The 12,072-nt window shown below is 73.0% G+C and carries 9 protein-coding genes and 1 pseudogene; 5 read left to right on the forward strand and 5 right to left on the reverse strand.

Annotation, left to right across the window (positions count from 1 at the left end):
* Positions 1-100 precede the first annotated feature (100 nt).
* The gene (locus tag EV374_RS06940) at positions 101-322 is read right to left on the reverse strand and encodes a DUF2631 domain-containing protein (protein ID WP_132232742.1); all 222 of its coding nucleotides are present in this window, start codon (positions 320-322) and stop codon (positions 101-103) included.
* Between the two features lie 319 nt (positions 323-641).
* Here EV374_RS06940 and EV374_RS06945 point away from each other — a divergent pair, with 319 nt between their 5' ends.
* A complete protein-coding gene (locus EV374_RS06945) occupies positions 642-2,204 on the forward strand; it encodes a Rieske 2Fe-2S domain-containing protein (RefSeq protein ID WP_132232744.1) in 1,563 nt (520 codons plus the stop codon).
* A gap of 61 nt (positions 2,205-2,265) precedes the next feature.
* Here EV374_RS06945 and EV374_RS06950 read toward each other — a convergent pair whose 3' ends face one another.
* The gene (locus EV374_RS06950) at positions 2,266-3,858 is read right to left on the reverse strand and encodes a phytoene desaturase family protein (protein WP_132232746.1); all 1,593 of its coding nucleotides are present in this window, start codon (positions 3,856-3,858) and stop codon (positions 2,266-2,268) included.
* A gap of 34 nt (positions 3,859-3,892) precedes the next feature.
* Entirely contained in the window at positions 3,893-4,642 is a 750-nt protein-coding gene (locus EV374_RS06955) for a TetR/AcrR family transcriptional regulator (RefSeq protein ID WP_132232748.1), read from the reverse strand.
* 103 nt (positions 4,643-4,745) lie between these two features.
* Between EV374_RS06955 and EV374_RS06960 the strand changes: the two genes are divergently transcribed.
* On the forward strand, positions 4,746-6,932 hold the full coding sequence (locus EV374_RS06960) for an MMPL family transporter (protein WP_132232750.1): 2,187 nt from the start codon (positions 4,746-4,748) through the stop codon (positions 6,930-6,932).
* A 71-nt stretch (positions 6,933-7,003) separates the two neighbouring features.
* A complete protein-coding gene (locus tag EV374_RS06965; protein WP_132232752.1) occupies positions 7,004-8,167 on the forward strand; it encodes an alkaline phosphatase PhoX in 1,164 nt (387 codons plus the stop codon).
* Positions 8,168-8,283: 116 nt separating this feature from the next.
* Here the strand turns inward: EV374_RS06965 and EV374_RS06970 are convergent.
* Positions 8,284-9,114 (reverse strand): annotated as a pseudogene (locus tag EV374_RS06970) (YhjD/YihY/BrkB family envelope integrity protein); the annotation flags it as partial.
* A 92-nt stretch (positions 9,115-9,206) separates the two neighbouring features.
* On the opposite strand from EV374_RS06970, the gene EV374_RS06975 reads away from it, so the two are divergent.
* On the forward strand, positions 9,207-9,770 hold the full coding sequence (locus EV374_RS06975; RefSeq protein ID WP_132232756.1) for a GNAT family N-acetyltransferase: 564 nt from the start codon (positions 9,207-9,209) through the stop codon (positions 9,768-9,770).
* A gap of 111 nt (positions 9,771-9,881) precedes the next feature.
* On the opposite strand, the gene EV374_RS06980 is transcribed toward EV374_RS06975, so the two are convergent.
* The gene (locus EV374_RS06980) at positions 9,882-11,198 is read right to left on the reverse strand and encodes a family 43 glycosylhydrolase (RefSeq protein WP_132232758.1); all 1,317 of its coding nucleotides are present in this window, start codon (positions 11,196-11,198) and stop codon (positions 9,882-9,884) included.
* A 156-nt stretch (positions 11,199-11,354) separates the two neighbouring features.
* Between EV374_RS06980 and EV374_RS06985 the strand changes: the two genes are divergently transcribed.
* Complete coding sequence (locus EV374_RS06985) at positions 11,355-12,041, forward strand: Uma2 family endonuclease (protein ID WP_132232760.1); 687 nt, start codon at positions 11,355-11,357, stop codon at positions 12,039-12,041.
* The last annotated feature ends 31 nt before the right edge of the window (positions 12,042-12,072 follow it).

Genomic DNA, 12,072 nt, shown 5'->3' on the forward strand with positions numbered 1-12,072 from the left:
TCCGCGTACGGCGAGGGCCCGCTCCCCGATCGGGGGCGGGCCCTCGTGCGTGTGGCCTCCGGCGCGCGGACCGGTGCGACGCCGGCTGACGCGGGTGCGGTCAGGACCGCAGGCCGTTGCGCCGCAGCACGGTGTCGCCGATGACGATGAGCAGCAGCAGCACGGCCAGGCCGATCAGCCAGATGTCCTCGACCCTGCCCTCGTGGTTGCCGCAGAGCATCGCCAGCAGGGCCAGCGCGGAGACCACCGCGCCGATCCGTCCGGACTTGCGGTGCCCGGGCTTGTGCTGGTCTGGCGACGTTACCGGCTCGCTTCCTGCCACTGGCGGTCCTTCCCTCGCGATCGGATCTCCGGTTAGTCTGGCACGCCCCGTGCCGGGCCCGGCGCTGGGTCCGACCGATGGGGCGGACCGCACGATCCGCACGGGCTCGGTGGGCGTCGGCCCGGGGCACGTACGAGGGCCGGCAGGGACTTCGGCACGGGTGCCCGGCGTCGGGCAGGTGGCGGTCACCGGCGTCGGGACCAAGGGCCCGGCTCCACCCGGGCGCATCGGCACTACCGGCGTCGCGGGTAGGTCGCCAGACTCCCTCCGGTAGCGTTTCTGGCGTACACCTTGTTTGTCGTTTTGAGGGGGAACTGCGGTGCGAGTGACCGGTACGGGGCACGCCAGCATGCGGATCGACACGGCCGCGGGCAGCATCCTGTGCGACCCGTGGGTCAATCCGGCCTATTTCGCCTCATGGTTCCCGTTTCCGGACAACTCCCTGCTCGACTGGGAGGCTCTCGGCGACGTCGACTACCTCTACGTGTCGCACCTGCACCGGGACCACTTCGACGCGGCGCACCTGAAGCGCTTCGTGTCGAAGGACGCCACCGTGCTGCTGCCCGCGTTCCCCACCTCCGAGATGGAGGACGAGCTGCGGGAGCTGGGCTTCACCAAGTTCCTGAAGGCGCCGAACGAGCAGGTAGTGGAGCTGGACGGCGGCCTGAAGATCATGATCCAGGCGCTGACCAGCCCGACCGACGGCCCGATCGGCGACTCCTCGCTGTGGGTGGAGTACGACGGGGTCCGGCTGCTCAACCAGAACGACGCCCGCCCCACCGACCTGAGCGTCTTCGCCGAGCTGGGCCACGTGCACGCGCACATGCTCCAGTTCTCCGGCGCGATCTGGTATCCGATGGTCTACGAGCTGCCGCAGGCGGCGAAGACGGCGTTCGGCAAGCAGAAGCGCGACCGGCAGTTCGACCGCACCTGGCGCTACATCGACGACCTGAAGGCCGACCACGTCTTCCCGATCGCCGGCCCGCCGTGCTTCCTCGACGACGAGCTGTGGCAGTTCAACGACATCCACGGCGACGAGGGCAACATCTTCCCCGACCAGTCGGTCTTCCTGAGCGAGTACGCCAAGGTCGGCGGCACCAACGGCGTCGTGCTGCTCCCGGGCAGCGTCGCGGAGATCACCACCACCGGAGCCAGCACGACGCACCCGGTGCCCGTGGAGGAGTTCTTCGCCAACAAGGTGGCCCACCTGGAGGAGATGCGCGAGCGCAAGCGGCCGGTCATCGAGGCCGAGAAGGCGTCCTGGCGGCACCCCGAGGTGGACGTGCTCAAGGAGATGCAGCGCCGGATCGAGCCCCTGCTGGAGGAGTCGATCTACCTGGCCAAGGGGGTCGGCGGCCCGGTCCGCTTCGACCTGGTCAGCTACGACGGCGAGAGCGTCGAATCCATCGTGGTGGACTTCCCGGGCAAGCAGGTCCGACCGTACGCCGACGAGAAGGTCCGCTACCGGTTCCGCACCGAGCGGGCGCTGATCGAGCACCTGCTGCACATCGGCGAGGTGGACTGGGTCAACTCCCTCTTCCTCTCCTGCCGCTTCTCGGCGGCCCGGATCGGCCAGTACAACGAGTTCGTCTACGCCTTCTTCAAGTGCCTCTCCACCGAGCGCCTCCAGTACGCCGAGGGCTGGTACGACGAGCACGAGCGTTCCAGCGACGCCGAGGACATCACCCTCGGCGACTGGGTGGTGCAGCGGCGCTGCCCGCACCTGAAGGCCGACCTGACCCGGTTCGGCATCGTCGAGGGCGACCAGCTCACCTGCCAGCTGCACGGCTGGAAGTTCGACCTGCCCAGCGGCCGCTGCCTGACCAGCGTCGGCCACAAGGTCCGCGCCCACCGCGCAGAAGCCACCCCCACCAGCGCCTGACCCCCTCCCGCCCTCCCGCGGCGCCCCGGCGGGTGGGTGGGGCGGCGGCGGCGGGGGTGGGTCAGGGGGTGAGGTCGGTGAGGATGCGGCGGGCGGCGTTGTGGCCGGCCGCGCCGATGACGCTGCCGGCCGGGTGGCAGCCGGCGCTGCCCGCGTAGACGCCGTCGACGCCGGTGGCGTACGGCATCCGGTCGGTGAACGAGACGGTGTTGTCGACGTGGTGGATGTGCCCGCCGGTGATGCCGAAGTGCGCCTCGATGCCGGGCGGCGGCAGCGGCACCGCGTCGGCGATCAGGTCACCCGTGCCGGGGGCGTACCGCTCGCAGATGCCGATCAGCCGGTCGACGTAGCCGGGCAGCGCCTCGTCCCAGGTGGTGCCGGCCAGCTCGTACGGCACCGACTGCACGAAGAGCGCCGACGAGTGGTGCCGGCCGTCGGACAGTGACGGGTCGACGGTGGTGTGCAGGTACCACTCGATAGTCGGCTCGGCGGGCAGCCGCCCCGCCTGCACGTCCGCCCACATGGCGCGCAGCGCCGCCATCGGCGACTCGCCGCCGCCACCGATGAGCGACTCCGAGCCGGGTAGCAGGTGGATGGTCGAGCCGAACGGGCTCGGGGAGCCCTGGGGCAGGCAGGAGAAGCGGGGCAGCCCGGTCAGCGCCAGGTTGAGCTTGAGGGTGGTGCCGGGGCGGCGGACCGCCGCCATCCGCTCGGCCAGCGGCGCCGGGAGCGCGCCGTCGGGCAGCAGGTCCATCAGGCGGTACGGGTCGCACGCGCCGAGCACCACCCGGGCGCCGATCTCCCGCCCGTCGGTGAGGACGACCCCGCTGGCCGCGCCGCCGTCCAGGGTGATCGCGCTGACCGGCGTGCCGGTGCGGATCGTCGCGCCGGCGGCCCGGGCGGCGTCGGCGAAGGTACGCGACACGGTGCCCATCCCGCCCTCGGCGATCATCCACGTGCCGTCGGAGCCGGGCAGCCGGCACATGTTGTGCACGAGGAAGTTGTGCCCGGTGCCCGGGTCGTCGGGGCCGGCATTGAGCCCGGAGAGGCCGTCGGTGACCGCGTACATGCTCATCAGCAGTTCGGAGCGGAAGTCGAAGCGGGCCAGGTGGTCGGCGACGGAGCCGCGGACGAGGTCGACGAAGACCTGCCGAAGCGCCGGCCGGACGTACCGTTCGGCGGTCTCCTCGACGGGCAGCGGCTCGGCCAGCCAGGCCGGGGCGAGGTCGTCGCGCAGCGCGGCCAGCTCGGCCTGGAGGGCGTCGTCGGCGGCCACGTCGGCGGGGGAGAAGAACTCCGCGAGCTGCGCGCGGGTGGCCGCCGTGTCGCTGCCGAAGAGCAGGTACGGCGAGCCGGGGCCGCCGGGGGTGGGCAGGAAGTAGTGCGGGTCGCGACGCAGCACGGGGATGCGCACGTCCAGCGTGGCGAGCAGCTCCGGCGGCATCAGCCCGAGCAGGTAGGACCCGGTGGAGTGGCGCAGCCCCGGCACCTTCGGGAACGGCGCCTCGGTGCGGGTGGCCCCGCCGATGACGTCCGCCGCCTCCAGCACCAGCACGTCGAGCCCGGCGCGGGCGAGCAAAATCGCGGACACCAGACCGTTGTGCCCGGCGCCGACGATCACCACGTCGGCCCGGGGCGGCAGCTCGTCACCCATGCCGGGGGAGCCTACTGCCCGCAGCCGCCACCGGTCAGCCCTTCGCCGCTCCGCATGCCGGAGGCAGGCCGTCGGCCGCCGGTGGGGCGGCCAGCAGTTGGGCCGTGAACGTCTCCATCTCCAGCTCGAAGAGCGCCTCGGCGTCGGTGACCGCCCAGTCGAACTGGTGGAAGACCTCCAGGGCGACGAGCCCGTAGAGCCGGGTCCAGCCGGAGAGGAAGGCGTACGCGACCTCGACCGGCACCTCGCCGTGGCTGAGCCGCAGCGGCTCCAGCCGCCGCCCACCCAGGCGCTGCCGGAGCAGTTCGGCCGGCGGGGTGCGGAACGGGGAGCGGCGCCAGAGGTCAAGGATCGGTCGGATGAAGACCGCGCCGAAGCGGGCGCCGGGATGGTCCGGTTCGACGCAGTCGTCGACGACGGCGTTCCGCCCGGGGGCCGGGGCGCCGAAGATCAGTCCGAACTCGGCGGGGTGCGCCACGGACCAGGTGCGGAACGTCCGGGACATGGCCAGCAGCTGGTCGACCGGCTCGTCCCCGGCGTCGTCCCGGGCCGCCTCCAGCAGCAGCCGCAGCTCGTCGTAGAGGTCGCCGGCCAGCGCCGCGACGAGCGCCTCCAGGCTGGGGAAGTAGCGGTAGATGGCCGGCGCGGTCATGCCCATGTCGCGGGCGATGGCCCGCAGCGATACGGCGTCGACCCCGCCCGTCACCAGCAGCCGCCGCGCCCCGTCCTTGATCTCGGCGACTGTCGCCGAGCGCAGGCGTTCCCGTCGGCTCGGTGCGCCCATCCGGCTGACTCCCTTGACCGAATCGACCGCCGTTGCGATAGTTAACGGCGTTCACTCAAATAAGCGATGGTCACAGCGTAGCCGTCATCGGAGGGGGAGGCGAATGTTCGCCTGGTGGGGACAGATGGTCGTGCGACTGCGCTGGTCGGTGCTGGCCGCCGCCCTGGTGCTCGTCGCGGTCGGCTCCACCTGGGGGGTCGGGGTCTTCGGGCAGCTGACCGGCGGCGGCTTCGACGACCCGGCCAGCGAGTCCAGCCGGGCCGCCGAGCGGATCACCCGCGAGCTGGGGCCGCAGGGCGCCGACCTCGTCGTGCTCTGGTCCAGTGACGCAGCGACCGTCGACCAGCCCGCCTTCCGCGACCCGGTCGCGGCCACCGTCGCCGGGCTGCGCGAGCGCCCCGAGATCACCAGCGTCACCACCTGGTACGACACCCAAGCCCCCGTGCTGCTCTCCACCGACCGCCGGGCCACCTACGCGCTGGTCCAGCTCAGGGCCGCCGACAAGGACGACAAGGCCGCCGCGTACGAGGAGCTCCGGCCGGCCCTCGCGGCGCCCGGCGTACGGACCGAGGTCGGCGGCGCCACGGCGGCCCTGCAGGAGTCGAACACCCAGACCACCGAGGACATCACCCGCGCGGAACTGCTCTCCATGCCGGTCCTCCTGGTGCTGCTCGTGCTGATCTTCGGCGGGCTGGTTGCCGCCTCCACGCCCCTGCTGATCGGCGGGCTCGCCATCCTCGGCGCGTTCGTCGCCGTGCGGCTGGTCAACATGGTCACCGACGTGTCGGTCTTCGCGATCAACGTCATCACCCTGATCGGCCTGGGCATGGCGGTCGACTACGCCCTCTTCGTGGTCAGCCGGTTCCGCGAGGAGCTGGCCGCCGGGCACGACACCCCGGCCGCGATCCGGCGGACCATGGCCACGGCCGGGCGGACGGTCCTGGTCTCCGGGCTCACCATCGCCACCGCCATGGCCAGCCTGCTGATCTTCCCGCAGGCGTTCCTGCGCTCGATGGCGCTCGGTGGGATGGCCGCCGTGCTGGTCGCCATGCTGGCGGCGTTGACCGTGCTGCCGGCCCTGCTCGCGGTGCTCGGCCACCGGATCGACGCGCTGCGCGTACCGCTGCCGTGGCGGCGTGGGGCGCGCGGTGGGCGGCCGGCGGCGGGTGGGACGGGCGGCGCCTGGGCCCGGATCGCGCACAGCGTGATGCGCCGCCCGGTGCGCTACCTGGTCGGGGTGACCGTGCTGCTCCTGCTGCTGGCCACGCCGATCCTGCGGATGGAGTTCGGCGGCTTCGACGACCGGGTGCTGCCCGCGAGCGCCGAGCCCCGGGTGGTCTCCGAGCGGATCGCCGCAGAGTTCCCCGGCGGCACGATCGCGCCGATCGACGTGCTGGTCTCCGGGGTGTCCCCGGAGCAGGTGCAGCCCTTCGCCGACCGGGTGGCCGCCGTGCCGGGCGTGACCGGGGTGCAGGTGGCGGCCAGCCGGGGCGCGTCGACGCTGCTGACGGTGACCTACCCGGGCGAGCCGACCGGCGACGCGGCGCACGACGTGGTCCGGGCGTTGCGCGACCTGCCCGCGCCGGGCGGCGCCGAGGTGCTCGTCGGCGGCCGTCCCGGCGTCGACCTCGACCTGATCGACGGCCTCGCCGACCGGCTGCCCTGGATGGCCCTGCTGATGGCCGCCGCGATCCTGGTCCTGCTCTTCCTCGCCTTCGGCTCGGTGGTGCTGCCGGTCAAGGCGGTGCTGATGAACCTGGTGTCGATCGGCGCGTCGTTCGGCGTGGTGGTCTGGATCTTCCAGGACGGGCACTTCGCCGACCTGCTCGGCTTCACCCCGACCGGCTTCATCGAACCGAGCAACCCGATCCTCATGCTCGCCGTGCTCTTCGGGCTGGCGACCGACTACGAGGTGTTCCTGCTCTCCCGGGTGCGCGAGGAGTGGGACCGTACGGGCGACAACACCGCGTCGGTGGCCGTCGCGTTGCAGCGCACCGGGCGGATCATCACCGCCGCCGCGCTGCTGCTGATCATCGTGGTGGCCGGCTTCGCGACGGGCGAGATGGCGTACATCAAGCTCATCGGCATCGGCATGATCGTGGCGATCGTGGTGGACGCGACGCTGGTCCGGGCGCTGCTGGTGCCGGCCACGATGCGGCTGCTCGGCCGCTGGAACTGGTGGGCCCCGGGCCCGCTGGCCCGCGTCTACCGTCGCTTCGGCATCAAGGAGTCCGACGGCGAGCCCGGGCCGGCGGCTCCAGAGGCCCGTCACCCCGCGTTCATCAAATAGAGGCTTCCGTCGATGCCCCGTCGGCCCTAGCGTCGACGGGGCATCGTCCCCGCACCCTCCGGGAGCCTCCGATGGACCGTCGTACCCTGCTGCGCGCCACCGTCGCCGGTGGCGCCGCCTTCGCCGGCAGCCTCTGGGCCGGCGCCGCGCTCGCCGCCCCCGCCCAGCCCGGCCCGGGCCCGTACGGCGACCTGCTCGCCGCCGACGGCAACGGGCTCCAGCTCCCGGCAGGCTTCACCAGCCGGGTCGTCGCCCGCTCCGGGCAGCGGGTGCCCGGAACCTCCTACTGGTGGCACCCGGCCCCGGACGGCGGCGCCTGCTTCCCGGCCGGCGACGGCTGGATCTACGTCTCCAACTCCGAGGTGCCGCTGGTCGGTGGCGCCTCCGCGGTGCGCTTCCGAGCCGACGGCTCGATCGCGGCGGCGTACCGGATCCTCGGCGGGACCAACGTCAACTGCGCCGGTGGGGCGACGCCCTGGGGCACCTGGCTGTCCTGCGAGGAGGTGCCGTTGGGTCGGGTGTTCGAGACCTGGCCGGACGGCAGCCGTGCGGCCGAGGAGCGGACCCGGATGGGTCGCTTCACCCACGAGGCCGCCGCCTGCGACCCGGACCGGCGGGTGGTCTACCTGACCGAGGACGAGGACGACGGCTGCTTCTACCGCTTCGTCCCCGACACCTGGGGCGACCTGCGCACGGGGAAGGTGCAGGTGCTCTGCGCCCCGGCTGACCAGGTGGCCGGGCCGGTGACCTGGCGGGACCTGCCGGACCGGGACGGCTTCCCTGTCCCGACCCGCTGGCAGGTCGGCGCGGCCCGGCACTTCGACGGCGGCGAGGGATGCTGGTATGACCGGGGCACCTGCTGGTTCACCACCAAGGGCGACAACCGGGTGTGGGCGTACGACGCGGTCGGCCAGCGTCTCGACCTGGCGTACGACGACTCGCTGGTGCCGGTCGGGGCAGCGCCGCTGACCGGCGTGGACAACATCACCGGCACGGCCGGCGGTGACCTCTACGTCGCCGAGGACGGCGGCGACATGGAGATCAACGTCATCACCCGGACCGGCGTGGTCGCCCCGTTCCTGCGCGTCCTCGGCCAGTCCGGCTCGGAGATCACCGGCCCGGCGTTCTCCCCGGACGGATCACGTCTCTACTTCTCGTCCCAGCGCGGCGCCTCCGGCAGTTCGACCGGCAGCGACGGGGTCACCTACGAGGTCACCGGGCCGTTCCGGCCCTGACCGTCGGCACGCTCGACCGGTGCGGCGCCGGCCCCGTCGCCGGACGCGGCTTCGGCCCGCGCGGTCGGCTCATTCCGCTCGGTCCGCTGGGCCGGCTCCGCCCGGTCGGCGGCCGGTGCGGCGGCGCGGCGGGCGCGCCAGCGGGACAGCGCGAGGGTGGCGGAGTAGCCCGCCAGCACGATCACGTGGAAGAGGTAGAGCCAGAGCAGGACCGCCACCCCCGCCCCGATCTCGTCGAAGCCCCCGAACGGCACCCCCAGGTCGATCGGGAGCGAGGCGAACAGCACGAAGCCGTGCAGGAAGCCGGAGAGGTTCGCCGCCGTGAACGACCCGACGCCCAGCGTGGAGAGCCAGTCCGGCGACGCCGGGCCGACCACCCGGAACACCCAGAGCAGCACGGGGGTGAGCACCAGCCAGACCCCGAGGAACGACAGCACCACGCCCAGCACGCCGGCCCACCCGCCCTGGCGGACCAGGCCGGTGGTGGTGGGCAGCGCGAGCAGGATCGACAGCAGCAGGGCCGGCGCCGGGGCCAGTAGGGGCAGCAGCAGCAGCCGGCCCCGCCAGCCGACCAGCGACTCCTCGCTGCGCGGCACGGCGACCGAGACGAAGGCGCGGCGCAGCCCCTCGCCGTAGAGCGACGCCGGCAGCAACGACGCCAGCGCCAGCAGCGGGGTCAGGCCCACCCCGGCCTCGACGAGCGCCTGCACCGCGTGGGGCGCGCCGATCGCGTCCGGCAGCGTCTCCACGGCGTGCGAGGTGAGCCGGCGCACCCGCTCGGCGCCCGCCAGCAGCGAGGTCAGCCAGATCGCCAGCAGGGCCACCGGCACCACGGCGATCGCCCCGTAGAAGGTGATGGCGGCGGCGTGCAGGGACAGGTCCCGCCCCCGCAGCGGGCGGAACGCCGCACTGGTCACGCGCTTCGCCCGTCGCCATCCGTCGCCCATCGCGGTTTCTTTCCCCGTACCGGCCCGGGTCACGCGCCCGACCGCCGACCGTGACCGGAACGACTCCCGCGCCGCTCGCTAGGATCGCGGGAATGGAGATCCTCGCCACGGAACGCCTGGTCGTGCGGGACTGGACTGCGGCACCGGCCGACCTGGCCCGGATCTTCGACATTTACTCCCGGCCCGAGGTCACCCGCTGGCTGGGCGCACCCGGCCTGCCGCTGACCGACCCGGCGCAGGCCGCCGACCGGCTCGCGACGTGGCGGGAGCGGCACGCGGGGCACGGCGGCCGGTACGGCACCTGGGCCATCGAGGTCCGCGACACCGGCGTGGTGGCCGGCACCGTGCTGCTCAAGCCGCTGCCCGGGCGCGACGAGCGCGTGCCGACCGACGACATCGAGGTGGGCTGGCACCTGCACCCCGACTCGTGGGGCCACGGCTACGCCACCGAGGCGGCCCGGGCGGCGGTGAAGCGGGAGATGGCCGCCGGCACCCGGGAGGTCCACGCCGTCGTGGCCCCCGGCAACGAGGCGTCGATGGCGGTGGCCCGCCGGCTCGGCATGACCCACGTGGGCCGCCGCTCGGACTGGTACGGCGGCGAGGAACTGGAGACCTTCGTGCTGACCGGCGGGGTCACCGCGCCCGGGCCCAGGTGATGAAGGCGTCGCGCCGGGCGTGCCCGGCCCGTTCTGTCCGAGATCTTGGTGAGAACGCGCCCCTCCAGAGGCAGTTTCCCACCAAGATCTCGGGCAGTCGGCTGGGTGCTGTTACGCCACCTCGACGAAGTCGAGTTCCGCCCAGCGGCTCAGGTGGGTGAACCGGAGCGTGTTGAAGCCCGCGTTGAGCGTGACGTCGACGCCCACCTGCCGCCAGACGTCCCAGCCCGTGTTGGGGTAGGTGACGACCTTCGGGTTCGCGCCGTTGACCGTCAGCGTGTGCTGGGCGTCGCCGTAGCCGGCCGCGTAGGCCACGTGGGCGCGGTACCCGCCGGCCCGGGGTGCGAAGACGGTCACCTCGACCCAGCTGTCCGCGTAGTCGATGTACGCCACCACCTGGCCCTGCGACGTGTTCGGGGCGGCGCGCACCCCGCAGTGGTTGAGCCCGCCGCGCTCGGCCTCGTAGCGCACCCGGCTGCCCCGCACCACGGGGTTCCCGCCGGCCCAGCCCAGCGCCGCCACGTACATGCCGCGGGCGGAGTAGTTGTTGATCCAGCCGTGGAAGACGATGTGGTCGCCGCCGGCCTCGCGGACCACGTCCGCGCCGCCCGGCCCCCGCACGGCCGAGTCCAGCGACGCCGTGGTCATCAGCGAGCGGTACGCCTTCGTGTACGGGCCGGTCAGCGAGGTCGACGTGGCGTAGCTGGTCTGGTAGCCGTCGCCGCCGTAACCGCCGAGGGAGTAGAACAGCACGTACTGCGCGCCGACCTTGGTCAGCACCGGCGCCTCGATGATGCCCGCCTCCTCGGCGCGCCCGCTGCGCAGCAGCTCGACCCGGGCGCCCTGGAGGGTCACCCCGTCGGCCGCGACCCGTTGCAGCCAGAGGCTCGTCGGCTGGCCGATGGCGTTGCCGTCGTCCTTGTAGAGCAGGTAGCGCAGGCCGGTGCTGTCGGTGAAGCTCGCCGCGTCGATGTCGCCGCCCTCGCCGGCGTTGCAGACCAGCGGCCCGGTGCCGACGGAGGTGAACGGCCCGAGCGGCGAGGTGGCCAGCGCGGCGCCGAGGCACTGCCGGCCGGTGGCCCGGCTGCGGGCGGTGTAGTAGAGCAGGTAGCGCCCGTCGGCCCGCTGCGACACGTCGGGCGCCCAGGTCAGGCCCCCGTTGGCCCAGGCGCCGAGGGTCGGCATCGCGTCGGCCCGCCTGGTCCACGCTCCGGTCAGCGAGCTGGCCGTGGCGACCGGGACGTTGCCGTGGCCGTTGTTCGTCGAGTACGCGTAGTAGGTGCTGCCGAACTTGACGACGTCGGGATCGGGGAAGTCGCTGGCGATGACCAGCGAGGGGGTGGCGGTGGCAGCCTGGGCCACGCCCGGGCTGACGAGCAGGGGAGCGGCGACCAGCAGGGCCGCCAGCCAGACGAGACCTCTTCGCATGTCGGAATTCAACCACGACGATCGATGTAATGAAAGAAAGCTGCGGCGCCGGGCCGGGGGCCAGCCGGCGTCGGACCCGGTGTGCGATCCCGTGCGGCGGGGACTGCGGCGGCTAGGCTGACCTGAGCAGAATGTCCGCTGAGGGGGTGAGCCCGGATGGCCCAGGCAGCTTTCGCGCCCGAGCCGGCGCCGCAGCAGGCCGAACCCGCGTCGCAGCCCACCGAGCCGTCGTTCGACGTGCTGCGGTGGCGCGACGAGCCGTGGACCGCCCAGCTCGCCCTCGACCTGTTGCCGGAGACCAACGGCCCCAAGGTTGAGGTCCTGAGCGGAAGCGTGATCGTGACCCCGCACGCCGGAATCGACCACCAGTCGGTGGAACGTGAGTTGCCCTATCTGCTGCACCGCGCCGCCCGTAGGGCGGGCCTGTGGGTCTACCCCGAGATCAACGTGGTCTCGGGCAAGGACCTCTTCATTCCCGACGTCGCCGTGCTCCGGTCCTCGGGCGGTGGCCGACCGGCCGTCGACATCGGCCAGGCCGTTCTGCTGGGCGAGATCGTGTCACCGGGTAACCGTCGCAAGGACGTCATCGACCGGCCGCGGGAGTACGCCGCCGCTGGCGTGCCGTTCTTCCTCCGGGTCGATCTGCGCAACCGGGTGCCGACCATGGTCCTGTTCAAGCTGACCGAGGGGGAATACAGGCCGCTGAGCGCGGCGGCGGCCGGCAGCACCTTCACCATGATCGAGCCGTTCGCGTTCGCCGTCGACCCGGCCGACCTCCTCGACGAGGAGGCACCCGAGGGAGACGAGGAAGCGCCGGAGGGGCAGGTCGACGCCGAGGGCTGAGGCTCCCAGCGGGGGCACAGCGACGGTGCGG

The organism is Micromonospora sp. CNZ303, from assembly GCF_004345505.1.